Origin of the sequence: Streptomyces sp. NPDC008238 (assembly GCF_042956445.1) — a bacterium.
Taxonomy (GTDB): Bacteria; Actinomycetota; Actinomycetes; order Streptomycetales; family Streptomycetaceae; genus Actinacidiphila.
Genome location: NZ_JBIBGK010000002.1, coordinates 88,968 through 114,341, shown reverse-complemented (window position 1 = coordinate 114,341; position 25,374 = coordinate 88,968). Strand labels below are relative to the sequence as shown.

Annotated in this window: 22 protein-coding genes; 6 read left to right on the top strand and 16 right to left on the bottom strand. The window is 73.2% G+C overall.

What is annotated here, in order from left to right:
• Positions 1–66: 66 nt before the first annotated feature.
• Positions 67–831 (top strand): class I SAM-dependent methyltransferase, encoded by a 765-nt coding sequence (locus ACFZAU_RS05285; RefSeq protein ID WP_500551189.1) that lies wholly within the window; start codon positions 67–69, stop codon positions 829–831.
• A gap of 68 nt (positions 832–899) precedes the next feature.
• On the opposite strand, the gene ACFZAU_RS05280 is transcribed toward ACFZAU_RS05285, so the two are convergent.
• Genes ACFZAU_RS05280 through ACFZAU_RS05270 form a run of 3 tightly spaced genes read right to left on the bottom strand, consistent with a single transcriptional unit; the run spans position 900 to position 3,603 of the window.
• Positions 900–1,691: an amino acid ABC transporter ATP-binding protein gene (locus ACFZAU_RS05280; protein ID WP_499602709.1), complete on the bottom strand. Its 792-nt coding sequence runs from the start codon at positions 1,689–1,691 to the stop codon at positions 900–902.
• On the bottom strand, positions 1,688–2,635 hold the full coding sequence (locus ACFZAU_RS05275) for an amino acid ABC transporter permease (RefSeq protein WP_500551188.1): 948 nt from the start codon (positions 2,633–2,635) through the stop codon (positions 1,688–1,690). The genes ACFZAU_RS05280 and ACFZAU_RS05275 overlap by 4 nt, the downstream gene beginning before the upstream one ends.
• 26 nt (positions 2,636–2,661) lie before the next feature.
• The gene (locus ACFZAU_RS05270) at positions 2,662–3,603 is read right to left on the bottom strand and encodes an ABC transporter substrate-binding protein (RefSeq protein WP_500459332.1); all 942 of its coding nucleotides are present in this window, start codon (positions 3,601–3,603) and stop codon (positions 2,662–2,664) included.
• Between the two features lie 606 nt (positions 3,604–4,209).
• Here ACFZAU_RS05270 and ACFZAU_RS05265 point away from each other — a divergent pair.
• Both ACFZAU_RS05265 and ACFZAU_RS05260 read left to right on the top strand, forming a co-directional pair.
• The gene (locus ACFZAU_RS05265; RefSeq protein WP_500551586.1) at positions 4,210–5,358 is read left to right on the top strand and encodes an NAD(P)-dependent malic enzyme; all 1,149 of its coding nucleotides are present in this window, start codon (positions 4,210–4,212) and stop codon (positions 5,356–5,358) included.
• A 133-nt stretch (positions 5,359–5,491) separates the two neighbouring features.
• A complete protein-coding gene (locus tag ACFZAU_RS05260) occupies positions 5,492–6,454 on the top strand; it encodes a zinc-binding dehydrogenase (RefSeq protein WP_500551187.1) in 963 nt (320 codons plus the stop codon).
• Between the two features lie 401 nt (positions 6,455–6,855).
• Here the strand turns inward: ACFZAU_RS05260 and ACFZAU_RS05255 are convergent, their stop codons facing one another.
• Both ACFZAU_RS05255 and ACFZAU_RS05250 read right to left on the bottom strand, forming a co-directional pair.
• Positions 6,856–7,758, bottom strand: coding sequence for a PadR family transcriptional regulator (locus ACFZAU_RS05255; RefSeq protein ID WP_499602702.1), 903 nt, complete (start codon positions 7,756–7,758; stop codon positions 6,856–6,858).
• 1 nt (position 7,759) lies between these two features.
• Complete coding sequence (locus tag ACFZAU_RS05250; RefSeq protein WP_500551186.1) at positions 7,760–8,629, bottom strand: DUF4097 family beta strand repeat-containing protein; 870 nt, start codon at positions 8,627–8,629, stop codon at positions 7,760–7,762.
• A gap of 263 nt (positions 8,630–8,892) precedes the next feature.
• Here ACFZAU_RS05250 and ACFZAU_RS05245 point away from each other — a divergent pair, with 263 nt between their 5' ends.
• Positions 8,893–9,474 (top strand): DUF4232 domain-containing protein, encoded by a 582-nt coding sequence (locus ACFZAU_RS05245; RefSeq protein WP_500551185.1) that lies wholly within the window; start codon positions 8,893–8,895, stop codon positions 9,472–9,474.
• Between the two features lie 24 nt (positions 9,475–9,498).
• Here ACFZAU_RS05245 and ACFZAU_RS05240 read toward each other — a convergent pair whose 3' ends face one another.
• From ACFZAU_RS05240 to ACFZAU_RS05195, 10 genes are all read right to left on the bottom strand, one after another.
• On the bottom strand, positions 9,499–9,678 hold the full coding sequence (locus tag ACFZAU_RS05240; RefSeq protein ID WP_431967379.1) for a DUF6104 family protein: 180 nt from the start codon (positions 9,676–9,678) through the stop codon (positions 9,499–9,501).
• Between the two features lie 158 nt (positions 9,679–9,836).
• The gene (locus tag ACFZAU_RS05235; protein ID WP_500551184.1) at positions 9,837–13,694 is read right to left on the bottom strand and encodes a multifunctional oxoglutarate decarboxylase/oxoglutarate dehydrogenase thiamine pyrophosphate-binding subunit/dihydrolipoyllysine-residue succinyltransferase subunit; all 3,858 of its coding nucleotides are present in this window, start codon (positions 13,692–13,694) and stop codon (positions 9,837–9,839) included.
• A gap of 204 nt (positions 13,695–13,898) precedes the next feature.
• Positions 13,899–14,996 carry a HAMP domain-containing sensor histidine kinase gene (locus tag ACFZAU_RS05230; RefSeq protein WP_500551183.1) on the bottom strand — a complete coding sequence of 366 codons (1,098 nt, stop codon included), beginning with the start codon at positions 14,994–14,996 and terminating at the stop codon, positions 13,899–13,901.
• The gene (locus ACFZAU_RS05225; RefSeq protein ID WP_500325555.1) at positions 14,993–15,739 is read right to left on the bottom strand and encodes a response regulator transcription factor; all 747 of its coding nucleotides are present in this window, start codon (positions 15,737–15,739) and stop codon (positions 14,993–14,995) included. The genes ACFZAU_RS05230 and ACFZAU_RS05225 overlap by 4 nt, the downstream gene beginning before the upstream one ends.
• A 61-nt stretch (positions 15,740–15,800) precedes the next feature.
• Positions 15,801–16,484, bottom strand: coding sequence for a spermidine synthase family protein (locus ACFZAU_RS05220; RefSeq protein ID WP_500551182.1), 684 nt, complete (start codon positions 16,482–16,484; stop codon positions 15,801–15,803).
• A 41-nt stretch (positions 16,485–16,525) separates the two neighbouring features.
• Positions 16,526–17,137 carry a hypothetical protein gene (locus ACFZAU_RS05215; RefSeq protein ID WP_500551181.1) on the bottom strand — a complete coding sequence of 204 codons (612 nt, stop codon included), beginning with the start codon at positions 17,135–17,137 and terminating at the stop codon, positions 16,526–16,528.
• A 32-nt stretch (positions 17,138–17,169) separates the two neighbouring features.
• The gene (locus ACFZAU_RS05210; protein ID WP_500551180.1) at positions 17,170–18,489 is read right to left on the bottom strand and encodes a hypothetical protein; all 1,320 of its coding nucleotides are present in this window, start codon (positions 18,487–18,489) and stop codon (positions 17,170–17,172) included.
• On the bottom strand, positions 18,486–19,271 hold the full coding sequence (locus tag ACFZAU_RS05205) for an ABC transporter ATP-binding protein (protein ID WP_500551179.1): 786 nt from the start codon (positions 19,269–19,271) through the stop codon (positions 18,486–18,488). The genes ACFZAU_RS05210 and ACFZAU_RS05205 overlap by 4 nt, the downstream gene beginning before the upstream one ends.
• On the bottom strand, positions 19,268–20,116 hold the full coding sequence (locus tag ACFZAU_RS05200; protein WP_500551178.1) for a zf-HC2 domain-containing protein: 849 nt from the start codon (positions 20,114–20,116) through the stop codon (positions 19,268–19,270). Before ACFZAU_RS05200 ends, ACFZAU_RS05205 begins: the two co-directional genes overlap by 4 nt.
• Positions 20,110–20,682 (bottom strand): RNA polymerase sigma factor, encoded by a 573-nt coding sequence (locus tag ACFZAU_RS05195; protein WP_500551177.1) that lies wholly within the window; start codon positions 20,680–20,682, stop codon positions 20,110–20,112. Before ACFZAU_RS05195 ends, ACFZAU_RS05200 begins: the two co-directional genes overlap by 7 nt.
• Before the next feature lie 465 nt (positions 20,683–21,147).
• Here ACFZAU_RS05195 and lon point away from each other — a divergent pair, with 465 nt between their 5' ends.
• Both lon and ACFZAU_RS05185 read left to right on the top strand, forming a co-directional pair.
• On the top strand, positions 21,148–23,616 hold the full coding sequence (gene lon, locus ACFZAU_RS05190) for an endopeptidase La (RefSeq protein ID WP_500551176.1): 2,469 nt from the start codon (positions 21,148–21,150) through the stop codon (positions 23,614–23,616).
• A 247-nt stretch (positions 23,617–23,863) separates the two neighbouring features.
• Positions 23,864–24,280, top strand: coding sequence for a MarR family winged helix-turn-helix transcriptional regulator (locus ACFZAU_RS05185; RefSeq protein ID WP_499602762.1), 417 nt, complete (start codon positions 23,864–23,866; stop codon positions 24,278–24,280).
• A gap of 79 nt (positions 24,281–24,359) precedes the next feature.
• On the opposite strand, the gene ACFZAU_RS05180 is transcribed toward ACFZAU_RS05185, so the two are convergent.
• The gene (locus ACFZAU_RS05180) at positions 24,360–25,205 is read right to left on the bottom strand and encodes a hypothetical protein (protein ID WP_500551175.1); all 846 of its coding nucleotides are present in this window, start codon (positions 25,203–25,205) and stop codon (positions 24,360–24,362) included.
• Positions 25,206–25,374 lie beyond the last annotated feature (169 nt).

Below are 25,374 nucleotides of genomic sequence, written 5' to 3'. Positions count from 1 at the left end.
GCGTGCGCTCTAAGGTCGGTAATGACTGCTCTAGCTCTAAGGGTATTACGACTGGAGGGGAACCGTATGTCCGACACCACCGCGGCAGCGACCGACTGGCAGGCCTGGCAGGACAGCTGGGACCGGCAGCAGGAGTGGTACCTGCCGGACCGCGAGGAACGGTTCCGGGTCATGCTCGACATGGTGGAGGCGCTGGTCGGCCCCGAGCCCCGCGTGCTCGACCTGGCCTGCGGCACCGGCAGCATCTCCGACCGGCTGCTGCGGCGCTTCCCGGGCGCCGAGTCGACCGGCGTGGACCTCGACCCGGCGCTGCTGACCATCGCCCGCGGCCACTTCGAGGGCGAGCGCAGGGTCGAGTTCGTCACCGCCGACCTGCGCGACCCGCAGTGGCCGCTGGCCCTGCCGTACGACTCGTACGACGCCGTGCTCACCGCGACCGCCCTGCACTGGCTGAAGCCCGGGCCGCTGAAGGCCCTGTACGGCACGCTGGCGGGCCTGCTGCGCGACGGCGGGGTCTTCCTCAACGCCGACCACATGCCCGACACCTCGACGCCCCGGCTGAACGCGGCCGTGCGCGAGCTGGAGCGGTCCCGGCGCGAGCGGCGGCGCGCGGAGGGGGCGCTGGACTGGGAGCAGTGGTGGGACACCGCCAGGGCCGACCCGGTGCTGGCCGGTCCCACCGAGGAACGGTTCGTGGTCTACGGCTCCCACGCCGACGGCGACGAACTGCCCCCGGCCTGGCACGCCGCGGCCCTGCGGGAGGCCGGCTTCGGTGAGGCGCGGGAGGTCTGGCGGTCGGTGTCGGATGCGATCGTCCTCGGGCTGAAGTGATCCGTGCCCCGCTGCGGGGTACGCGTGAGGGGCGGCGCCGTCCGGCGCCGCCCCTCACGCACGCGCGGTCAGAGGACCTTGGAGAGGAAGGCCTTGGTGCGGTCGTGCTGCGGGTCGGTGAGCACGTCGCGCGGGTGGCCGGACTCGACCACGACGCCGTCGTCCATGAAGACCAGGGCGTCGCCGACCTCGCGGGCGAAGCCCATCTCGTGGGTGACCACGATCATCGTCATGCCGTCCTCGGCCAGGCCCCGCATGACGTCCAGGACGTCGCCGACCAGCTCCGGGTCGAGCGCGGAGGTGGGCTCGTCGAAGAGCATCAGCTTCGGCTCCATCGCCAGCGCGCGGGCGATGGCCACCCGCTGCTGCTGGCCGCCGGAGAGCTGGGCGGGGTAGTGCCCGGCCTTGTCGCGCAGGCCGACCCGGTCCAGCAGGGCCAGCGCCCGCTCCCGGGCGACGGCCTTGGCCTCCCTCTTCACCCGCACCGGGGCCTCGATCACGTTCTCGATCGCGGTCATGTGGGGGAAGAGGTTGAAGCGCTGGAAGACCATGCCGATGTCGCGGCGCTTGGCGGCGACCTCGCGGTCCTTCAGCTCGTAGAGCTTGTCGCCCTTCTGCCGGTAGCCGACCAGCTCGCCGTCGACCGAGAGCCGGCCGCCGCTGATCTTCTCCAGGTGGTTGATGCACCGCAGGAAGGTCGACTTGCCCGAGCCCGACGGGCCGATCAGGCAGAACACCTCACGCGGGGCGACCTCCAGGTCGATGCCCTTGAGGATGTGGGCCGGGCCGAAGTGCTTGTGCACGGCCTCGGCCTTGACCATCGGGTGGGCGCCGGTGACGCCCTTGCTGAAGTCGGTCATCGTGCCACCTCCGGGCGGCGGAAGGTGCCCAGGTTGGCCTTGATCCGCTGCCACGGGGTGGGCGGCAGGTTGCGGGTCGTGCCGCGGGCGTAACGGCGCTCCAGGTAGTACTGGCCGACCGAGAACACCGAGGTGAGGACCAGGTACCAGACCGCGGCGAGGAAGAGCATCTCCACGGTGGCGCCGGTGGTGTTGCCGATGTCGGTGGTGGAGCGCAGCAGTTCGGCGTACTGGGCGGCCTGCGCGGCCAGCGACGAGGTCTTCAGCATGTTGATGAACTCGTTGCCGGTCGGCGGGACGATCACCCGCATCGCCTGCGGCAGCACCACGCGGCGCAGGTTCTGGCCCTGGGTCATGCCCAGGGCGTGCGACGCCTCGGTCTGGCCCTCGTCGACGGACTGGATGCCGGCCCGCACGATCTCCGACATGTAGGCGGCCTCGTTCAGACCCAGGCCGAGCAGCGCGGCCATGAAGGGGGTCATGAACTGGTTCATCTCGTCCTTGTAGAAGCCGAGATTGATGACCGGGAAGATCAGCGCCAGGTTGAACCAGATCAGCAGCTGGACGTAGACCGGGGTGCCGCGGAAGAACCAGATGTAGCCCCAGGCCACCGAGGAGGTCACGGGGTTCTTGGACAGCCGCATCACCGCGAGGACGATGCCCAGGACCAGGCCCAGGACCATCGAGACCACGGTGATGACGATCGTGTTCCGCAGGCCCTTGAGGACCGTGGAGTCGAACAGGAAGTCCGGGATCGCCCCGTAGTTCACGTTCGCGTTGGCGAACGCGTTGACCAGCAGCCCGAGCACGGCGAGCACCAGGATCGCCGAGATCCAGCGGCCGTAGTGCCGTACGGGGATCGCCTTGATGGCCTCCGGGCGGGAGGCGGCGGGCGGGGTCCCGGCCGGGGTGCCGGCCGGGACCTTGTCATTCGCTTCGGACATGGAGGAAGTCCTCTTGCTGTCGTGACTCAGGAGCCGCCGTTGATCTTGGCCTCGGTGACGGCGCCGTCGGTGACGCCCCACTTCTCCATGACCTTGGTGTAGGAGCCGTCCTTGATGACGGCGGTCAGCGCGGCCTGCAGCGCGTCGCGCAGCTCGGTGTTGCTCTTGGAGACCGCGATGCCGTACGGGCCGGCCTCGACCTGCTCGCCGGCGAGCTCGAAGTCGTTGCCGCCGCCGGAGGTCTTCACGGCGTACGCGGCGACCGGGAAGTCGGAGACGTCGGCGACGACGCCGCCGGCCTTCAGGCGGGTCTGCGCCTCGGTGTCGGTGTCGAAGGGCTCGATCGACATCGGCTTGTCGCACTTCTGCGCCTTGAGCAGGTCCTGCGAGGTGGTGCCGCGCTGCACGGCGACCTTCTTGCCGCACAGGTCCGCGAGGGACGTGACACCCTCCGGGTTGCCCTTCTTCACGATGATCGAGGAGCCCGCGGTGAAGTAGTCCACGAAGTCGACGCCCTCGCCGACCTTCTTGCCGGTGGAGGAGTCCACACCCTCCTGGCGGTCCTTGGTGTCGCTCATCGCCGACATGACCATGTCGTAGCGCTTGGCGCGCAGACCGGTCAGCAGGGTGTCGAAGGTGCCGTTGTTGAACTCGACCTTCACGCCGAGCTGCTTGGCCATGGCGTCGGCGAGGTCGGGGTCGATGCCGACGTTCTTGCCGTCCTTGACGAACTCCACCGGCGGGTACGCGATGTCGGAGCCGACCTTGAGCACGCCCGCCGACTGCACCGACTTCGGCAGCTTGTCGAACAGGGGCGCCTTGGAGGCGTCGCTCGACGCGGACGAGGAGCCGCCCTTGTCCGTCTGGTCGCCGCAGCCGGTGAGGACGAGGGCGCCGGCGACCGCGATCGCGCCGACCGCGGCGAAGCGGCTCGTCACGGTCGAGCGACGGGTGGTACGTGCGGTCATTGCTGGTTCCTCCTGCGGGGAATCCTGGGAGCAGCCGATCTTCCGGGTACACGCGTTCGGGTGTCGCGAACGCGTGTGATCTCCGCATCTTGCCATCCGGACACGTCCTCTTGGGTGTCCGGATGTGTCAAAATCGCATAACGGGCGATCCCCTGACCCCCACCAGGCCGGTACACCAGGGCCGGACCGCGGTGGGGCCGTGCCGCGAAGTTGCGTGCATCACTTCCCTTGTCCCGCTATTCGGACGACTTGTTGCGTCGTGCGCAAAAGTTCCCGATGTGCGAGGCCCTGTGGCGGCGAACAGACTCGTCAGCGGAAACCGTCTTCCGGTACAACGGACCCTCACCCCTCACCGGGGGCCCCTCGGCGTGCGTGCGGCGCGCCCGGCCTCCGTCGCGCCCGGGACCACTCGAGTCCGGGTGTACGGAAGCCGAGCCCACCTATCCCCTGTTGTAGGGGGTAGTACCCTCATAGACAATTCGGACAAAGGGGTCAGAAGTGGCAGCGGAGATTGTCAATCCTCGCACCGACAGCAGTGACGACGCCGGTGGCGCCGGCAGCACCGAACGCACGGAAGGCACCGACGCCGACGGCCCGGAAAGCCCCGTGGACCCGGTGTTCGCCCTCCACCGCGGCGGCAAGATGGAGGTGACCGCGACCGTCCCGGTGCGCAACGCCGACGACCTGTCGCTCGCCTACACGCCGGGTGTCGCCCGCGTGTGCACCGCCATCGCCGAGCAGCCCGAGCTGGTCCACGACTACACCTGGAAGTCCCAGGTCGTGGCCGTGGTCACGGACGGCACGGCGGTGCTGGGCCTCGGTGACATCGGGCCCGAGGCGTCCCTGCCGGTGATGGAGGGCAAGGCGATCCTCTTCAAGCAGTTCGGCGGCGTGGACGCGGTCCCCATCGCGCTGGCCACCACCGACGTGGACGAGATCGTCGACACCGTCGTGCGCCTCGCCCCCTCCTTCGGCGGGGTGAACCTCGAGGACATCTCCGCCCCCCGCTGCTTCGAGATCGAGCGCAGGCTGCAGGAGAGCCTGGACATCCCGGTCTTCCACGACGACCAGCACGGCACGGCCGTCGTCACGCTCGCCGCGCTGCGCAACGCCACCCGGCTGACCGGCCGCGCGCTGGGCGAACTGCGCGCGGTGATCTCCGGGGCCGGCGCCGCCGGCGTCGCCATCGCCAAGATCCTCGTCGAGGCGGGCATCGGGGACGTCGCCGTCACCGACCGCAAGGGCGTGGTGCACGCCGGCCGCGAGGATCTGAACGGCGCCAAGCGCGAGCTCGCCGGCTTCACCAACAAGGCCGGGCTCACCGGGACGCTGGAGGAGGCGCTCGCGGGCGCGGACGTCTTCATCGGCGTCTCCGGCGGCACGGTGCCGGAGGAGGCCGTCGCCACCATGGCGAAGGGCTGCTTCATCTTCGCCATGGCCAACCCCACGCCGGAGATCCACCCCGACGTGGCGCACCGGTACGCGGCCGTCGTCGCCACCGGGCGCAGCGACTTCCCGAACCAGATCAACAACGTGCTCGCCTTCCCCGGCATCTTCTCGGGCGCGCTGCAGGTGCGGGCCTCCCGCATCACCGAGGGCATGAAGATCGCCGCGGCCGAGGCGCTGGCCGCCGTCGTGGACGGCGAGCTGTCCGCCGACTGCGTGATCCCCTCGCCGTTCGACGAGCGCGTGGCCCCCGCGGTCTCCGCCGCCGTCGCCGCGGCCGCCCGCGCCGAGGGTGTCGCCCGGCGCTGAGCGCCGCCGTACGCCCGCGGACCGCGCCGCCGCGCGGTGCGGTGCCCGCCGGTCGGGGGCACCGCGCCGCGCGGCGCGTGTCACATCCCCGCGCGGTTACGCGGGGGCACCGCGCGGCGCTAGCGTCAAGGTCATGTTCGCTGCCTACGCCGCCCGAATCGACCGCGACCAGCCGCTGAACGGCCTCGAGCTCGGGGAGCGCCCCGAGCCGGAGGAACGGCCCGGCTGGAGCACCGTCACCGTCAAGGCCGCCTCCCTGAACCACCACGACCTCTGGTCGCTGCGCGGGGTGGGGCTCGGCGAGGAGAGCCTGCCGATGATCCTCGGCTGCGACGCCGCCGGGATCGACGAGCACGGCAACGAGGTCGTCGTCTACCCCGTCGTCGGACTGAGCGGGCACGGGGTCGGCCCCGACGAGTCCCGCAGCATCCTCACCGAGAAGTACCAGGGCACCTTCGCGGAGAAGGTCTCCGTGCCCACCTGGAACCTGCTGCGCAAGCCGAAGGAACTCTCCTTCGAGGAGGCCGCCTGCCTGCCCACGGCCTGGCTGACGGCCTACCGGATGCTCTTCACCAACGCGGGCGTGCGCCCGGGCGACTCCGTCCTGGTCCAGGGCGCCGGCGGCGGTGTCGCCACGGCCGCCATCGTGCTGGCCAAGGCCGCGGGCCTGCGGGTCTTCGCCACCAGCCGCGACGCGGCCAAGCGCAAGCGCGCCGAGGAACTGGGCGCCGACGCGGCCTTCGAGCCGGGAGCCCGGCTGCCGCAGCGCGTGGACGCGGTCATCGAGACCGTCGGCGCCGCGACCTGGTCCCACTCGGTCAAGTCGCTGCGCCCCGGCGGCACGCTGGTGATCTCCGGCGCCACCTCGGGCCCCGACCCGAGGTCCGCCGAGCTGAACCGGATCTTCTTCCTGGAGCTCAAGGTCGTCGGCTCGACCATGGGCACCAAGGACGAACTGGCGGACCTGCTGAGCTTCTGCGCGCTCACCGGGGTGCGCCCGGTCGTCGACACCGTGCTGCCGCTGGACCGGGCCCGCGAGGGCTTCGCGAGGATGGCGGGCGGCGAGCTGTTCGGGAAGGTCGTTCTGACCGTCTGAGGCCCGGGCCCGGGGGCGTTCCGCCGGCCGGAGGAGCGGACCCGGCAGCGGCGTCCCCAGCGTGCGGGCCGTGCACCGGCGTGCGCCCCCACTGTCGAGGGGGGCGCCGCCAGGCCCTGGTGGCTGCGGCCACCGGGCCCGACCAGGAGGTGGCCCCGGCGCTGGCGGACGTGGCCGGACGGGCGAGACGGCGTGGTGTGCCCGGCAGCGCGGCGGAGACCTGGCACCGGGCGGCCGAGCTGTCCCCGGCGCCCGGCCGGAGCCGGTGCCGTCGCATCGGAGAGCCTGGCAGCGCACGGGGACGGCGGCATCGGGGAACTCCCTACGTCCTCCCCACCGGACCGGGGCGTCCGGGCTGCCGCCCGCGGGTGGGGCCCGGACAGCGGCGGCCTGGCCCCTGCCTAGCCCCGGTCCTTGCGGCCGCCGCGCAGCACGACGCCGATGTGGGCGGCCGCCGTGGACAGATGGCGGCGCACCTCGCGCAATTGCTCGGCGTCCACGCCGTTGTCGCGGGCGGCGTCGCGGACGTCGTCGCGGAAGCGGTCCAGCAGGCGTTCCAGGTCGCGGGCCGGGTCCTCGGTCACGGCGGCGTCCTCCGCGCCCCACTCGGGCGCCTCTGCGGGTTCGGGCTTCACGTACGGCGGCCAGGTGGACGTACGGCCGAACTGGCCCAGTTCCCGGGTGAGTTCCGCCAGCCCCTCACGGACTCCGGTCTGCCAGTCGCCGCGCCGGACGTGGTCCTGGACCTCCTCCTGGACGCGGCGTGCGATGCGCTGCACCTCGTCCCGGGCGGCGTCCTGGGCCTCCCGCGCGGCACGCTTGGCGGTGCGCGCCTCCTCGCGGGCCTGCCGGATCTCCTCCTTCGAGCGGCGCATCTGCTCCTTCCAGTCCGCCGGGGAGGACTTGGGCTGGGTGCGCGACGCCTGCTGGGCGGCCGCCCGGATCTCGCGCCGCAGGTCGCCGGCGGCGCCCCGGACGTCCTCGCGGATCTCGGCGGCGAGCGTGGAGACGGAGTCGCGGATCTCGTTCTCCAGGTCGGCGATCTCGTCGCTGCGGGAGACGAGTTCGGCGCGGCCCGCGTCGGTGATCGAGTACACCTTCCGGCCGCCCTCGGTGGAGTGGGTGACCAGGCCCTCCTTCTCCAGCTTGGCCAGCCGCGGGTAGACGGTGCCGGCGGAGGGGGCGTACAGGCCGTGGAAGCGCTCCTCCAGCAGCCGGATCACCTCGTAGCCGTGGCGGGGGGCCTCGTCGAGCAGCTTGAGCAGGTAGAGGCGCAGCCGGCCGTGGGCGAAGACGGGGGCCATCTCAGACGTCCTTCCGGAACGGATCGGTGTCCGCGGGCCCGTGCTCCTCCTGCGGCGGGCGGCGCAGCAGCGCGATCGCGCCCGACACCGTGGTGGCCTTCAGCCGCGAGCCGCCGGAACCCATCCGGCCGGAGATCCGCTTGGCCCCCCACTGCCCGCTGACCCGCAGCTCGTCGAAGGCGCAGGAGACGTCGCCGCTGGTGGTGTTGGCGTCCACCTCGGCGTCACCGGGGTCGGGGATGCGGATAGCGATCTCCCCGGAGACGGAGGTCAGCCGGACGTCGGCGCCGCTGCGCGGGTCCAGGTCGAGCACCATGTTGCCGCTGACCGAGTCGGCCTTGACGTGGGCGCCACTGCCCTCGACCACCGTCAGGTCGCCCGAGACGGTGTTGACCCGCAGGTCGCCGGAGACCGCCTGGGCCTCCACGTTCCCCGCGACCGTCTCGGCGGTCACCGGGCCGGCCTGGCCGACCAGCGTGATGTCGCCGTTGACGCCCCGTACGGCGGTGCGGTCCGAGATCCCCGAGATCACCGCGTTCGCCCCGACCACCCCGACCGACACATTGGTGCGCTGCGGGACCGCGAGCGAGACGACGGCGTGCCGCCGCCAGCCCTTGCGGTCGAGCCACTTGAGCAGGCCCTTCCAGGGCAGGTCCTCGTAGGTGACGGTGAGCGTGCCGCCCTCGTGGGACACGATCAGCGGCGGGCCGTCGAGCTCGCTCACCTCGAGCCGGGCCGGGCCCTCGTCGACGCCGACCACGTTGACGGCGCCGTTGACGACCCGGACGTGCAGGGTGTCCACGCTGCCGTCGAAGACCATCTTGTGCGGCTCGGTGACCGTCCACTCCCGTGAGCCGGGTGTTCCGCTCATTTCGCCCCTCCTTGGGGTCACCCGGGCACGCCGGGGCAACGCCGACAACGCAACATATCGCGTCTCTCCGATAGACACGATATATCGCGTGGAGGGGAAGTCAAGGGAGCTCCGTCCGCGCCCTGGTGGCGTTTCCCGGCGGAACGGCCGACGTCCGCGCGGGGCCGGTTGTGCGGCGTACGGGTGAGGTCCCGCACGCGGGGGACGACCTCGCGCGCGCCGTGCCGGGCCGTACGGGGCGCCGGGTGATGTGCTCGTCCGTCATGCGCCCCTCGTGCCCCCTGCGCCCCCGCGCTGCCGTCGCCGCCGCCGTCCTGCTCCTCACCGGCCCCGCCCTCGCCGGCTGCGGCACCCGGACCGGGACCCGCGCGCCCGCCGTCGCGGTGAGCCCCGCGCACGCCCGGGCGAGCGCCTGCACGGCCGGCACGACCACCGTGCGCTTCGTGGCCGCCGGCGTGCACGCGACCGTGTGGCAGCCCGCGGTCGGCAGGGTCGAGGTCACCAACACCTCCGGCGCCACCTGCACCCTGGCCGGCGCCACGACCCTCACCGCGAGGGACGACCAGGGCAAGGCCGCCCCCGTGCGGACCGACAACTCCGCCGCCGGCACCGACGCCGTGGACCTGCGCCCCCACGCCACGGCAGTCGCCGACGTCCGCTACACCGACGTCAACTTCGAGGGCACCCCCTCGGCGCGCGAGGTCTGCGCCGTCCAGGCCTCCCGGGTGGAGATCGCCCTCCCCGACGACGTGGCCCGCACGGTCGGGGTCACCGGGGCCGACGGCGCCCCGGCCGTCCTCAGCGTCTGCGGGGAGCAGGTGGGTTTCGGCGCCTTCCGCGTCTGAGCCGGGCGGCCCGGCGGTGCGCCGTCACTCGTCCTCGTCGTCGTCCAGCCGGGCCAGCCAGGTCGCCAGCCGTTCCACCGGGATCTCGAACTCCGGGTTGAGGTCGACGAACTCCCGCAGCCGCTCGGCCAGCCACTCGAAGGTGACCTCCTCCTGGCCGCGCCGGTTCTCCAGCTCCTCGATGCCGCGGTCGGTGAAGTACAAAGGGTGCTCCGGATCAGGGTCGAAGGATGACGTACCAGGCCAGGATAGGTACTCCCGCCGCCTGGGCCCGGCCTGCCCCTCCCGCGGGCCGGCGCACGGGAGGGGCCCCGCACTCGGTGAGTGCGGGGCCCTGCGCGTGCGTACCGGGACTGCGAGCCTCAGAGCTCGAAGACCTCCTGCACCAGCTGCTCCTGCTCCTGCTGGTGCCGCTTGGCGGAACCGACCGCGGGCGACGAGGAGGACGGACGCGACACACGACGCAGCCGGTCGGCGTTGTCGGGCGCGGCGCCCAGCACCAGGTCGAGGTGGTCGATCAGGTTGAGGGCGATGAACGGCCAGGCACCCTGGTTGGCCGGCTCGTCCTGGGCCCAGACGAACTTCTGGGCCTTGGTGAACGGGGCCAGGGCGGCCTGGATCTCCAGGCCCGGCAGCGGGTAGAGGCGCTCGATGCGGATCAAGGCGGTGTCGAAGGCACCGCGCTTCTCGCGCTCGGCGACGAGGTCGTAGTAGACCTTGCCGGAGCAGAAGACGACCTTGCGGACGTCCTCGGGCCGGCCCCCGCCGGAGGTGAAGTGCGGGTCGCCGATGACCGGCTGGAACTCGCCGGAGGTGAACTCGTCCGTCCTCGACGTCGCCGCCTTCAGACGCAGCATCGACTTCGGGGTGAAGACGATGAGCGGCTTGTGGTGCGGGTTGTGGACCTGCCACCGCAGGAGGTGGAAGTAGTTCGCCGGCGTGGTCGGGACGGCCACCGTCATGTTGTTCTGCGCGCACAGCTGCAGGAAGCGCTCGATGCGGGCCGAGGAGTGGTCCGGGCCCTGGCCCTCGTAGCCGTGCGGCAGCAGCAGGGTGACGCCGGAGGTCTGGCCCCACTTCTGCTCGGCGGAGCTGATGAACTCGTCGACGACGGTCTGGGCGCCGTTGACGAAGTCGCCGAACTGGGCCTCCCAGGCGACCAGCGCGTCCGGGCGGGCCAGCGAGTAGCCGTACTCGAAGCCCATCGCCGCGTACTCGCTGAGCAGCGAGTCGTAGATGTTGTAGCGCGCCTGGTCCTCGGAGAGGTAGAGCAGCGGGGTGTAGTCCTCGCCGGTCTCCCGGTCGACCAGGACGGCGTGCCGCTGGCCGAAGGTGCCGCGGCGGGAGTCCTGGCCGGCGAGCCGGACCGGGGTGCCCTCCATCAGCAGGGAGCCGATGGCGAGCGTCTCGCCCATGGCCCAGTCGATGCTGTCGTCCTCGACCATGGCCGCGCGGCGCTGCAGCTGCGGCATCAGGCGCGGGTGGACGGTGATCCGCTCGGGGATGTTGACCTGCGAGGCCGCGATCCGCTTGACGGCCTCCTCGCTGATCGCGGTGCCCACCGGGACGGGGAACTCCGGACCGGTGGCCTGGCTCTCCTCCTGCTGCGCGGCGGCCGGCGCGGTCGCCTCGCGGACCTCGGTGAAGACCTTCTCCAGCTGGCCCTGGTAGTCCTGCAGGACCTGCTCGGCCTCCTCCAGGGTGATGTCGCCGCGACCGATGAGGGACTCGGTGTAGAGCTTGCGCACCGAGCGCTTCTTGTCGATCAGGTCGTACATCAGCGGCTGCGTGAAGGACGGGTTGTCGGCCTCGTTGTGACCGCGGCGGCGGTAGCAGATGAGGTCGATGACGACGTCCTTGTTGAACGCCTGGCGGAACTCGAAGGCCAGCCGCGCGACGCGGACGACGGCCTCCGGGTCGTCGCCGTTCACGTGGAAGATCGGCGCCTCGATCATGCGCGCGACGTCGGTGCTGTACATCGACGAGCGGGAGGACTCCGGGGCGGCGGTGAAGCCGACCTGGTTGTTGATCACCACGTGCACGGTGCCGCCGGTGCGGTAGCCGCGCAGCTGCGACATGTTCAGGGTCTCCGCCACGACGCCCTGGCCGGCGAAGGCCGCGTCGCCGTGGAGCACGACCGGCATGACGGTGAAGTCCGTGCCGCCCTTGCCGATGACGTCCTGCTTGGCGCGGGCGATGCCCTCGACGATCGGGTCGACCGCCTCAAGGTGGGAGGGGTTCGCGGCCAGGGAGACGGTGATCTGCTCGCCGTCCAGGCCGGTGAAGGTGCCCTGGGCGCCCAGGTGGTACTTCACGTCGCCGGAGCCGTGCATCGACTTCGGGTCGAGGTTGCCCTCGAACTCGCGGAAGATCTGCGCGTACGACTTGCCGACGATGTTGGCGAGCACGTTGAGGCGGCCGCGGTGGGCCATGCCGATGACGACCTCGTCCAGACGCGACTCGGCGGCCGCGTCGATGACGGCGTCCAGCAGCGGGATGACGGACTCGCCGCCCTCCAGCGAGAAGCGCTTCTGGCCGACGTACTTGGTCTGCAGGAAGGTCTCGAAGGCCTCGGCGGCGTTGAGCCGGCGCAGGATGCGCAGCTGCTCGTCGCGCTCGGGCTTGGTGTGCGAGCGCTCGACGCGGTCCTGGATCCACTTGCGCTGCAGCGGGTCCTGGATGTGCATGAACTCGATGCCGACGGTGCGGCAGTAGGAGTCGCGCAGCACGCCGAGGATGTCGCGGAGCTTCATCAGGGACTTGCCGGCGAAGCCGCCGACGGCGAAGTCGCGCTCCAGGTCCCACAGGGTGAGCCCGTGCTCGGTGATGTCCAGGTCGGGGTGCTTGCGCTGCTTGTACTCCAGCGGGTCGGTGTCGGCCATGACGTGGCCGCGGACCCGGTAGGAGTGGATCAGCTCGAAGACGCGGGCGGCCTTGGTGACGTCGTCGTCGTGGCTGGCGTCGATGTCCTTGAGCCAGCGGACCGGCTCGTAGGGGATGCGCAGCGCCTTGAAGATGTCGTCGAAGAAGTTGTTCTCGCCCAGCAGGAGCTGGTTCATGATGCGCAGGAACTCGCCGGACGCGGCACCCTGGATGACCCGGTGGTCGTAGGTGCTGGTCAGCGTCATGACCTTGGAGATGCCCAGCTTGTTCAGGGTGTCCTGGGAGGTGCCCTGGAACTCGGCGGGGTAGTCCATGGAGCCGACGCCGAGGATCACCGACTGGCCGGGCATCAGGCGCGGCACGGAGTGGACGGTGCCGATGCCGCCGGGGTTGGTGAGCGAGACGGTGACGCCGGAGAAGTCGTCCATCGTCAGCTTGCCCACGCGGGCGCGCCGGACGATGTCCTCGTAGGCCTGCCAGAACTCGAAGAAGTTGAGGGTCTCGGCCTTCTTGATGGCCGCGACGACCAGCTGGCGGTCGCCGTTGGGCTTGACCAGGTCGATGGCGAGGCCGAGGTTGATGTGGTCGGGCTTGACCAGTGTCGGCTTGCCGTCCTTCTCCGCGAACGACCAGTTCATCGCCGGCATGATCTTCAGCGCCTGCACCATGGCGTAGCCGATGATGTGCGTGAAGGAGACCTTGCCGCCGCGGGCGCGCTTGAGGTGGTTGTTGATGACGATGCGGTTGTCGAACAGCAGCTTCACCGGGATGGCGCGCACGGACGTGGCCGTGGGCAGCTCCAGCGAGGCGTGCATGTTCTTCGCCACGGCCGCGGACGGGCCGCGCAGCGTCACGTACTCCGGGCCCTGGGGCGCCTCGGTGGCCGGGGCGGCCTTGGGGGCCGGCTGCGGCTGTGCCGGGGTGGGCTTCTCGGCGACGGGCTTCGCGGGGGCCGGGGCCGGGGCCGCGGGCGCGACCGGCGCGGGGGCCGGGGCCTGGGCGGCCGGGGCCGGCGCGGCGGCGGGCGTCACGGCCGGCTGGACCGGTGCGACCGGTGCCGCGGCAGCGGGTGCGGCAGCAGGAGCGGCCGGAGCGGCCGGCGGCGCTGGGGGGGCCGCCTGAGGCTGGCCCGAGGCGACTGCGGAACCCGTATCCGCTCCCGGCTTGTAATCGGCGAAGAAGTCCCACCAGGCTCGGTCCACCGAGTTCGGGTCCTGGAGGTACTGCTGGTAGATCTCATCGACAAGCCACTCGTTAGGCCCGAAGCCCGCGGCAGGGCCCTGGCCCTGCCCATCGGTTTCGGTCGGGACGCTCGAGCTACTGGGGTGTGGCGACACGGCGGCAACCGCCCTCTTCCGCTTCACAAGGTGATGGACAGCGGAAATAAAGGCTACGCCTACCGGAGCGTTTCCTGCAGGCGGGGAGGCCAGTCGTCGCCTAAGTCACATCGGAAAGGCGGTTTCGGGGCGGAGTTTGGCGGGAATGGGGTGCTGAATCGACTGGTCCGGTTGCCTCTGGCAACGTCCGCCCCGGTGGGAGCGTCAAGCCGGCGCCGCGTGCGACCCCGGGAGGGTGACGCGGATCCGGCAGCCGCGGGGGGATTCGGCCACCGCGATGCGGCCGCCGTGGAGGTCCACCGCCCAGCGCGCGATCGCCAGTCCCAGCCCCGTCCCGCCGTCGCCCGGTCCCGCGGTGCCGCGGTTGAAGCGCTCGAAGACGCGGTTGCGCTCGGCCTCCGGTATGCCCGGGCCCTCGTCCAGGACCTCCAGGTGCAGGCTGCCCGGGCCGGGGCCGCGGCGGGCGCTGACGGTGACCCGGCCGCTGGGCGGGCTGTGCTTGACGGCGTTGTCGATCAGGTTGGCGACCACCTGGTGCAGCCGCTCGGCGTCCGCGTACGCCGTCAGCTCCGGCGGTGAGACGTCCAGGTGGAGGTGGACGTCCTTCCGTGCCCGGCGGCCCGGCCCTTGGCCGTCCTGGAGGCCCAGGCCGGCTGTCTTGATCACGGCCGACAGGTAGGGCCAGACCTCGAAGCGCTTGGCGTCCAGCGGCACGATGCCGTTGTCCAGGCGGGAGAGGTCCAGCAGGTGGGTGACGAGCAGGCTCAGCCGCTCCGCCTGCTGCAGCGCGGTGCGCATGGTCTCCGGGTCGGCCTCGGAGACCCCGTCGACGACGTTCTCCAGCACCGCGCGCAGCGCCGCGATCGGGGTGCGCAGCTCGTGTGAGACATTCGCCACCAGCTCCTTGCGGTGCTGGTCGACGGCCTCCAGGTCGGCGGCCATCCGGTTGAAGGTCTCGGCCAGTTCGCCGACCTCGTCGCGGCGCACGGCGGTGACCCGCCGGCTGTAGTCGCCGCGCGCCATGGCGCTGGCGACCGAGGTCATCTCGCGCAGCGGCGCGGTCAGGCCGTGCGCCACCAGCTGCGAGATCAGCAGCGAGGCGATGATCGAGAAGATCGTGATGATCCGGATCTCGGTCGCGGAGTGCATCGCCACGAAGACCAGGCCCGTGGTGATCAGCACGGAGGCCAGCACCAGGTACTGCAGCGCCGCCTTGATCGACCGGAAGGGGTCGTACGGCCTCAGCGCGGCCCAGGCACGTTCCCGCAGCTTCGGCGGGCGCGGCGCGCTGTAGGGGCTCACGGCGTGGGCGTCTCGAGCGCGTAGCCGACGCCGTGGACCGTACGGATGCGCTCCGCGCCGATCTTCCGCCGCAGCGCCTTGACGTGGCTGTCGACGGTGCGGGTGCCGGAGGCGTCCGCCCAGTCCCACACCTCGGCGAGCAGCTGCTCCCGGGAGAGCACCGCCCGCGGCTGCTGGGCCAGGCAGACCAGCAGGTCGAACTCGGTCGGGGTGAGGTGCACGTCGGCACCCCGGACCCGGACCCGGCGCTGGGCGTTGTCGATCTCCAGGTCGCCGAGCTGCATGTTGGCGCCCCGCGGGTCGCGGGCGGCGATCGTGGCGCGCTCCACGCGGCGCAGCAGCACGTGCACCCGGGCCACCAGCTCGCGCAGCGAGAAGGGCTTGGTCATGTAGTCGTCGGCGCCCACGCCGAGCCCGACCAGCATGTCGGTCTCGTCGTCGCGGGCGGTCAGCATCAGGACCGGGACCGGGCGCGAGGCCTGCACGCGGCGGCAGACCTCCAGGCCGTCGTAGCCGGGGAGCATGACGTCGAGGACGAGGAGGTCGGGCTGCCAGGAGGCGGCGGTCTCCACGGCGGCGGGGCCGTCGCCCGCGGTGCGGACCTGGAAGCCCTCGGCCCGCAGGCGCGCCGCGATGGCGTCGGCGATCGTGGCGTCGTCCTCCACCACCAGCACGCGGCGCTGCGCCCCGGGGGTGGCCGCCACCGCTGCGGCGTCGGCGGTCGTCGGCTGTGTGCTGTCCATGTGGGGTCCCCCATGGTCGTTTACGTTGCGCAGCAGCGTACGGGGCGGGACGACGACGCGGCTATGCGGGATTGGTTGCCAGGTGCACGACATCCGGAACGCCCCGATTCACCGGGATCTCGATGGTCCGGACCTGCGTGAACTGCGCCGACCTCAGTGCGTCGTCGAACGCGGCGGACGGCTGCGCCGACCATACCGCCAGTACGCCGCCCGGTTCGAGCCGCTCCTTGCAGGCCGCGAGGCCCGCCGGACCGTACAGCCCTTGGTTGCGCTCGGTGACCGTCCAGTCGGGGCCGTTGTCGATGTCCAGGCAGAGTGCGTCGTACGTCACGTCCGCATCCCGGACGTACTCCACCAGATCGCCCTCGACCACGGTGACCCGCGGGTCCTCCAGCGCGTGCTCGGAGAAGGCGCCGAGCGGGCCCGTGCGGTGCCAGTCGACCACCGCCCGCTCCCGCTCGGCCACCGCGATCCGCGCCCAACGCGGCTCGCCCGCCGCCCGTGCGAGGGAGAAGCCCACCCCGAGCCCGCCGATCAGCACCGACAGGCCGGACCGGTCCGCGGGCAGCGCCTCCAGGGCCGCGTCGACCAGCAGCCGCTCGGAGCGGCCGTCGGAGGTGTCCATGAGGAAGGTGCCGTTGGCGATGATCTCGTAGCGCCCGCCGCCGCGCCGCAGCGCGACCTCGCCGTAGGGCCCCTCGCGGCGGTCGATCGTCACGGGTCGTGTGTCGTCCTCGTCGTACATGCCCACACAGCGTAATGACGCGGTCGTTCGGGTTGTACCGGTTATCGGACCCCGTCCGCCGCCGGGCCCCGGACCGCCACCAGGGCGGCGCCGCCGGCGAACAGCACGACGGCCGTCGCCCAGGCGGCGGGCTGGGCGCCCGGCTGCATCGACCAGGCCCACACCGCGGCCGCCCCGCCGGGGGTGCGGGGCGCCGCCAGGAAGGCGGCGCCGCCGAGGACCACGGGCGGCAACCAGCTCAGCCGGGCGCCGAACAGCGCGGCGCCGGCCGCGGCGAGCCCCGTGAAGCCGAGCACGCCGCGGACCATCGCCGGGGCGCCGAAGTGCGCCGGGTCGCCGGGCACCGCGGTGCCCAGCCAGAGCGCGGCGAGCCCGGTGAGGCCGAGCAGGTGCGCCGCGCGCCACCGCCACCACGGCAGCGGGGCGGAGCGGTCCAGTTCGCCGGAGCGGCTGTGCAGCGAGAGCCCGGTGACCGCGGCGGCGAGCACCGGGGCCAGGACGACCAGCGGCACCCGGGCACCCGGGTCGAAGAGGGCCCGGTCGACCAGCCGGTCCGCGCTCCAGCGCGAGACGGCGAAGAGGACGGCCAGGGCGGCGACAGCGCCGGGCAGACGGCGCGAGCGCAGGTAGAGGGGGACGAGCGAGGGCGTCATGGCACCGCCTCCTCGGCGGGTAGGGTTGACGATCACGGCGCCGGGACACCACTGGTGTCGCACACCCGCGCCGCGGCCAGGTAGCGGCCCAGCCAGGCCCGGCGGTCGGCGGGTGCCAGCGTGCGCAGGCGACGTGCAGCCGCCTCCGCCTGCCGCTCCTCGGCCGCAGTGTCCGCGAACAGTGGTTTGCCGAGGTCCAGCCACTCCTGGGCGGCGTACTCGGCGGGGTAGCCCGCCGCGTGGGACTGGCCCTGACAGCCGGGCGGCGTGGTGACCGCGTACACGAAGTCCCGGTACAACATCTCCGGATCGCCCAGGTGACCGCGGAAGACCCCGCCGTACAGCTCGAACCGGACCTCCCCGGGCGGTGTGGCGTCGCCGGTGCCGCCCTCGTGGTAGCGGACGGGAGCCCCCGGGGTACCCGCGAGCCGGGCGTCGATCCGGGCCACCACCGCCCGCACGGCAGGCAGCGCGCCGGCGTGGGTCGCGCGGACGCACACAGCGGGCGTGCCCCGGTCGCAGACCAGCGCAGTGGCGGAGGAATCGGAGCGCAGCAGGCCGTCGCCGGTGCCGTACAGCACGGACGCGGCGGCGACCGCGGCCACGAGCGGCAGGACGGTGAGGGCCCTGCGCCGCGCATGGCCCGCCAGCAGGGCGGCGACGGCGAGTCCGGCCGTCCAGACCGCGCACAGGGCCCCGGCCCACCACACGGGGACGTCGCCGCCGAACCTCCCCCAGTCGCCGTTCGCGGGGCTCAGCCACGCCGTTCCCGCTCCGGTGTACCTTGAGACGCCGAAGCCGAGCAGGACGTACCCGGCGACGCCGGCCAGCGGGGGCGAGAAGCGCCAGGGCAGGGCCCGCCCCGCCGCGAAGCCGAGCGCCCCCAGGGAGCCGAGCGCCACCGCGTCCACCGCCGCCAGGTGCCAGACGGGGTGCCCGTAGGACGCGTACGGCAGCAGCACCCCCAGGCAGACGGCGGTCGCCGCCAGGTGGCCCAGCACCGGCCAGGCCACCGACGGCAGGGCCGCCACGAGTGCCCTGCGCAGCGGCGACCGCGCGGCGGTGGCGAGCAGGTCGCCGGTGTCGCGCCGGTGCTCGCGGCCGCCCTGCCGGCAGCCCGCGGCGAGCGCGAGCGGACCGCCGAGCAGCAGGCCCGCCTCACGGAGCGCCGCCTGGGTCGTCGCCCAGGTGTCGAACAGGAAGTACCGCCTGGCCAGTACGGCGACGATCACGCTCACGGCCAGGACGGCGCCCACCCACACCCCGCCCCCGCGCAGCAGCTCGGTGCGGTGCGCACGGGGAGCGGCGGGAGGGCCTTGCGGCGCGGTGGTCAGGGTGCCCGCGGCGCTCATACGGCGGCCTCCGGGGAGGCGGCGCGCGCGGAGCGATGGCGGCGCAGCGCCGCCGTGTAGCCGCGTTCGGTCGGGCTGTCGCCGGCCGCGTCGTCGTCACCGGCGGCGGCCAGTTCCCCCGAGGTGCCCCGGAAGGCGACCCGCCCCTCGTCGAGGAGGGTCACCTCGGTGCAGGCGGTGGCGACGTCCTCGACGAGGTGGGTGGAGACCAGGACGGTCGCCGTGGCGCCCAGTTCCCTCAGCAGGGCGCGGAACTCCACCCGCTGCTCCGGGTCGAGGCCGGCCGTCGGCTCGTCGAGCAGCAGCAGCTCCGGGTCGTTGACGATCGCCTGGGCGATGCCGACCCGGCGCACCATGCCGCCGGACAGCGTCCTGATCCGCGCGTCCGCGCGCCCGGCGAGACCGACCCGTTCCATCGCGCGCTCGACGGCCTCGGGCACCGCGTCCTTGGGCACCTCCTTCAGCCAGGCCATGTACGCCACGAACTCGCGCACCGTGAAACCGGGGTAGTGGCCGAACTCCTGCGGCAGGTAGCCCAGGCGCCGCCGCACCGAGGTGCGCCCCGCGGGGGCCGCAGGGTCGAGGCCCAGCAGTTCCAGGCGGCCGGAGCGGTACGGCGCCACGGTGGCCAGCACCCGGATCAGCGAGGTCTTCCCCGCGCCGTTGGGGCCCAGCAGCCCGTGGACGCCGCGCCCGATGCGCAGGTCGAGGGCGTCCAGGGCGGTGGTCCTCCGGTGCCGTACGGTCAGGCCGTCCACATGGACGGTGGTCTCGGTGGTCACGTGCGCTCCAGGTGGTCGTAGGCGGTACGGCGCAGGATCAGCAGGCCGGCGCAGGCCGCGGCCGCCGCGGCCCAGGCGGGCTGCGCCGCGGGGGAGAGCAGCAGGGGCAAGGCCGCGGCGGGGAGCCCGCACAGGGTGACGGCGCACAGCCAGGCGGCCGTGACGGCGCCGGCGGCCCGATGGCACCCCGTCCAGCTGCCGAGCGCCAGGGTGGCCCCGGTCAGCACGAGCCCCGGCAGCAGCCAGGCCACGGCCGCCCCTGCCCCCGCGAGCACGCCCCCGGCGGCGCTCAGCAGGGGCACGCACACCGCCAGCACCAGCCCCGTGCGCGTCAGCAGCAGCCGCAGCCCCCCGGAGGGCGTCGACGCGGTCAGTTCGTGGGCCGGGTCCCCGTACCTGCCGTACGCGAGCGCCACGCCCAGGGGCGGCAGCACCGGCGCGAGCGCCAGCAGCCAGGGGCGTCCCTCCGGCGCCGCGCCCAGCCGGGACAGCGCCACGGCGACCGCGAGCGTGAGCAGTACGGACCCGACCCAAGCGGGCCGCAGGACGCGCGCGGACCGCAGCGCCGCCCGCCAGGGAAGGCTCCGCGCGGCCCGGGGCGCCGGCGCGGCCGCGGCGAGGACGGCCTCGCGGACGCCGGCGAGGAGCGGGCCCGCGTCGCCCGCCCTGACCAGCGCGGAGAGCCGGGTGGCGCAGGCCGTGCAGGACTCCAGGTGCTTGTCCACCGACCACGCGGCGGAGTCGGCGAGGGTGCCGTCGGCGTAGGCGGCGGCCGCGGCGTCCGGCACGTGCCAGCCGGTCCGGTCCGCGGGCGGCGCGGCGTGGGTGTGGCGGGGATTCAGCATGCGGCTCCTCCTGCGGGGCCGAGGGCGGCGAGGGCGGCGCGCAGTTCGCGGCGGGCCCGGGACGCGCGGGTCTTGACGGTCCCCTCCGGTATGCCGAGCAGGCGCGCGGTCTCCCGGGTGGTGAGGCCGTCGACCACGGTGGCCCGCAGCACGTCCCGCAACTCGGGGGAGATCCGGTCGAGCGCCGCGCCCACGTCGCCGTACTCCAGCCCGGCGAGGACGTCCTCCTCGGCCGACGGGGCGGTACCGGATTCGTGCGTCCGCGCGGCCAGCAGGTCGCGGGTGCCGGCCCGTACGGCGGCGCGGCGGGCGTCCGCCAGCCGCCGGACGGCGATCACCCAGAGCCAGCCGCCCACGGCGCCGCCGCCGTGGCCGCCCGCCGAGCGCCAGGCCGTGACGAAGGTGTCCTGCAGCACCTCGCGGACGGTCTCGGGGTCGGAGCAGCGCCGGGTGAGCCGGGCGTGCAACCAGCCGGAATGCCGGTCGTACAGGTCCGCGAGGGCCTGGGCGTCACCCCGGGCGACCGCGCGCAGCAGCGCGTCGTCCCCGGGGGGCTCGTGGCTCATGGGCCGGAAGAGTCTCACACCCCTCTATCGCCCCCGCTCCCTCGCACGGTTCTCGTGCGGCCGCCCCCGTGTGCGCTTCGGCGTCTCCTTGGTGCCGCCCTGACTCGTCGCGCGCCCAAGGGGACGCCCGTCGGTCGGCCCGGGGGTGTCGGGCGTCGGTGGCGGGCATGTGGTGCGGTCGGAGGTCCGTGGCGTCGGTACCGGAGACGGATGCGGGCCGGCGCAGGGTGGCCGGCCGTGGTGTGGGCGTCGCCCTGGTGCCGCCCGCCGTGCGCGCACGGCGCTCTCCCGGGAGCCGGGCCTCTCGGCGCGCGACGAGTCACGCGCCGGGGGGCAGGACCGCTGCAGCGGGGCGTTCGTGCTGGCCGGTGGCCGATCGCTCAGAGCGAACAGGGGCTGGGGAACACGAGGGGCATCAGATGCATTGAGTCTGCATAGCTCAACTTGATTGCTTAGGGAGAGATAATGGCTCAATCGTCTTCGTCGGCGTTCGCGCCGCTCACCCTCCCCGTGCTGCCCCTCGACGACGCGGTGGTCCTGCCCGGCATGGTCGTGCCGGTGGACCTGACCGACGCCGAGGCGCGTGCCGCGGTCGAGGCGGCCCAGGCCGCGCAGCGGTCCGGTCTGCCCGGTGTCGGCAACAAGCCGCGGGTGCTGCTCGTTCCCCGGGTGGACGGCGACTACGCGGGCGTGGGCACGCTGGGCACCGTCGAGCAGGTGGGACGGCTGTCGGACGGCGATCCCGGCGCGGTGATCCGCGGCATCGGCCGCGTGCGCATCGGCGCCGGCACGACCGGACCGGGCGCCGCCCTGTGGGTGGAGGGGACCGAGCTCGCCGAGCCGGTGCCCGCCGAGGCTCCCGGCACCGTCGCGGAGCTCATGAAGGAGTACAAGGCCCTGGCCACCAGCTGGCTGCGCAAGCGCGGGGCCTGGCAGATCGTGGACCGCGTCCAGCAGATCGAGGACGTCTCGCAGCTGGCCGACAACGCGGGCTACTCGGGCTTCCTCACCACCAAGCAGCGCGTCGAGCTGCTGGAGACCGTGGACCCGGTCGCCCGGCTGAAGCTCGCCACGCAGTGGCTGCGCGACCACCTGGCCGAGCAGGACGTCGCGGAGACCATCCGCAAGGATGTCCAGGAGGGGATGGAGAAGCAGCAGCGCGAGTTCCTGCTGCGGCAGCAGCTCCAGGCCGTCCGCAAGGAGCTGGCCGAGCTGAACGGCGACCCCGAGGACGAGGCGGACGACTACCGTTCCCGCGTCGAGGCCGCCGACCTGCCCGAGAAGGTGCGCGAGGCCGCCCTGAAGGAGGTCGAGAAGCTGGAGCGGTCCAGCGACGCGTCCCCCGAGGGCAGCTGGATCCGCACCTGGCTGGACACCGTCCTGGAGCTGCCGTGGAACACCACGACCGAGGACGCCTACGACATCCCCGGCGCGCGGGCGGTGCTGGACGCCGACCACGCGGGCCTGGAGGACGTGAAGGAACGCATCACCGAGTACCTGGCCGTGCGCAAGCGCCGCAGCGACCGCGGTCTCGGGGTCGTCGGCGGCCGTCGCGGCGGCGCGGTACTGGCCCTGGTGGGCCCGCCCGGCGTCGGCAAGACCTCGCTCGGCGAGTCCGTGGCCCGCGCGATGGGGCGGAAGTTCGTGCGCGTGGCGCTCGGCGGCGTTCGGGACGAGGCCGAGATCCGCGGCCACCGTCGCACCTACGTCGGCGCGCTGCCCGGCCGGCTCGTGCGCGCCATCAAGGAGGCCGGGTCGATGAACCCGGTGGTCCTGCTGGACGAGATCGACAAGGTGGGCTCCGACTACCGCGGCGACCCGTCCGCGGCCCTGCTGGAGGTCCTGGACCCGGCCCAGAACCACACCTTCCGGGACCACTACCTGGAGGTCGAACTGGACCTGAGCGACGTGGTGTTCCTGGCCACCGCCAACGTCCTGGAGGCCATCCCGGAGCCGCTGCTGGACCGCATGGAGCTGGTGCGGCTGGACGGCTACACCGAGGACGAGAAGGTCGTCATCGCCCGCGACCACCTGCTGCCGCGCCAGCGCGAGCTGGCCGGGCTCGGCGAGGACGAGGTGACGGTCGACGACGCGGCCCTGCGCAAGCTGGCCGGGGAGTACACCCGCGAGGCGGGCGTGCGCACCCTGGAGCGGTCGCTCGCCCGCATCCTGCGGAAGGTCGCGGCCAAGCACGAACTCGGCGAGCGCGAGCTGCCGTTCACCGTCACCGCCGAGACCCTGCGGGACCTGATCGGCCGTCCGCACCACGTGCCGGAGTCCGCGCAGGACCCGCAGGAGCGGCGCACGGCGGTGCCGGGCGTGTCCACGGGTCTGGCGGTCACCGGCGCCGGCGGCGACGTCCTCTACATCGAGGCGTCGCTGGCCGACCCGGAGACCGGCGGCAGCGGACTGCAGCTCACCGGTCAGCTGGGCGACGTGATGAAGGAGTCCGCGCAGATCGCCCTCTCCTTCCTGCGCTCGCACGGCGCCGAACTGGAACTGCCGGTCGGCGACCTGAAGGAGCGCGGGGTCCACATCCACGTCCCCGCGGGCGCGGTCCCCAAGGACGGCCCGAGCGCGGGTGTCACCATGACCACCGCGCTGGCCTCGCTCCTGTCGGGACGCCGGGTCCGCACCGACGTGGCGATGACCGGCGAGGTGTCGCTGACCGGGCGCGTGCTGCCCATCGGCGGCGTCAAGCAGAAGCTGCTGGCGGCGCACCGCGCCGGGATCACCACCGTGGTGATCCCCAAGCGGAACGAGGCGGACCTGGACGACGTCCCCGCCGAGGTGCTGGAGAAGCTGGAGGTCCACGCGGTCTCCGACGTCCGGCACGTGCTGAAGCTGGCCCTGGAGCCCGCCGGCACCGGCGCGGACTCCGGACTGGAGGCCGGCCCCCTGCCTTCGGCGGAGGAGCCCCCGGTCGCGGCCTGAACCAGGCCCTGACCGGGTGAACGAGAGCGGCCCCTCCCACGGCCTGAGGAGGGGCCGCTCCCGTGCGTCCGGCCTTCCCGGCGGGACACCGGCGCACGGAAGGGCCCCTGGTCACGCCGTTGGCGCCGGCCTGCGAAATACTGGGCACGCTGCGCACAGGGCGGCCGGAGACGAGAAGTTTTCACGACGGAAGGCGGGTGACCAGGTGGCCGGAACCGCCGGCTCCCCCAGGGAGGCGGACCCCGTGATGGAGGCGCTCGAACGCGAGCTCACCGTCCTGCTGCGGCGGGCCCGCGCCTCCTCCGGCGAGATGGCCCGGGAGGTCCATCCGGAACTGGAGCCCGCGGCGTACGGGATCCTCGCCCGGCTCGCCGAGACGGGCCCCGAGCGGGCCACCGTGCTCGCCGGCTACTTCGGGGTCGGCAAGGCCACGATGAGCCGTCAACTGCGCGCCCTGGAAGTGCTGGGGCTCCTCCGCCGCGAACCCGACCCGGCCGACGGGCGGGCCTTCCTGGTGCAGCTGACGGCCGAGGGCGCCGAGCGCTTCTCGCGCGTCCGGCAGGCGCGCCGGGCGCGCTACGTCAACCGGCTCCGCAACTGGGACCGGGACGAGCTGCGCGAACTGGCCCGGTTGCTGGGTCAGTTGAACGCCTCGCAGGAGTAGGAGGGCGCGCGACCCGCGCCTGTCCCCGTCCGGCGCGCGACCCGCGCCCATCCCCGCCCGGCGCGCGGCCACGCCGCCGTCACCACCGCGCGAACACCGCGGTCGCGTCGTCGCGCACCTTGCCGCGCGGGAAGCGGGTGCCGTCCGGGTCCGCGGACTCCGCCGCGCGCACCCGCCGCAGGAGTTCCCCGGGCCCGGCCTTGCGCAGCAGGGTGAACGTGTCCTGCCAGGCGTGCTCGTGGAAGACCTCGACCAGGCGGGCGGCGCCGTCCGTGAGGGCCGCGACCGCGCGGACCCGTGAGCGCGGCCGGCTGCCCGTGACGGCGTGGGCGGCGACCGCGGGGTCCGCCGCCGCGGTGAAGAAGCCGCCCTCGGCGTTGCGCAGGGCCTCCACGGCCCGCCCGTACTCCGCGGCGGCCGCGGCGCGGGCGGCCGTGCCGCGCGGCAGGGCGCGCACCGCGGCGCGCAGCGCGGGCAGCGGAGGGGGCAGCCGGTCGAGCCGGTCGTCGCGCACGGCACCGACCTGACCTGCGGTGTCCTCGATGAGCAACACCGAGTCGGATAGCACCAGATGCTCCATGGCGTCCGCATTCCACCGGACCGCCACCACGGTCGCCTGGGGGGTGCGGCGGTGATAAAGGTCACAGGTTCCGCGGTGCGCGTCGGCGGTGCGCAGGACGGCTTCCGCGAGACACTGCGCCAGGCTCGGGGCCGCGGGCGAAACGGACAGTTCGATCATGGATCCGCCCAGCTGGGAGACGTACCAGGGCACGTCGTGGCGGCACCCCGTGGGGCCGTCGGGAGGGGTGACGCCGTCCAGCAGGACCAGTGAACCGCCGCCGCCTGACGCGGGCATGGCCACTGCCACGAAGTCCTCGTTGGGGCGTCCCGGGACGCCGGGCTCGGTGGCCGTCTCGATGCGCATGCGGCCAGTCTGCAGCAGCCGCCCGGGGGAGCTGTTCGAACCCCGGGGGCGCCCGCCGGGGGTTACCCGTCGGTGAAGGTGCGCATCCTGCCAGGACGGCGGCTCCGATGCCAGTTCCGGGACCGCCCGGCGCGGTGGCGGGCGCGTAACGATCGTGCGGGGGAGTTGA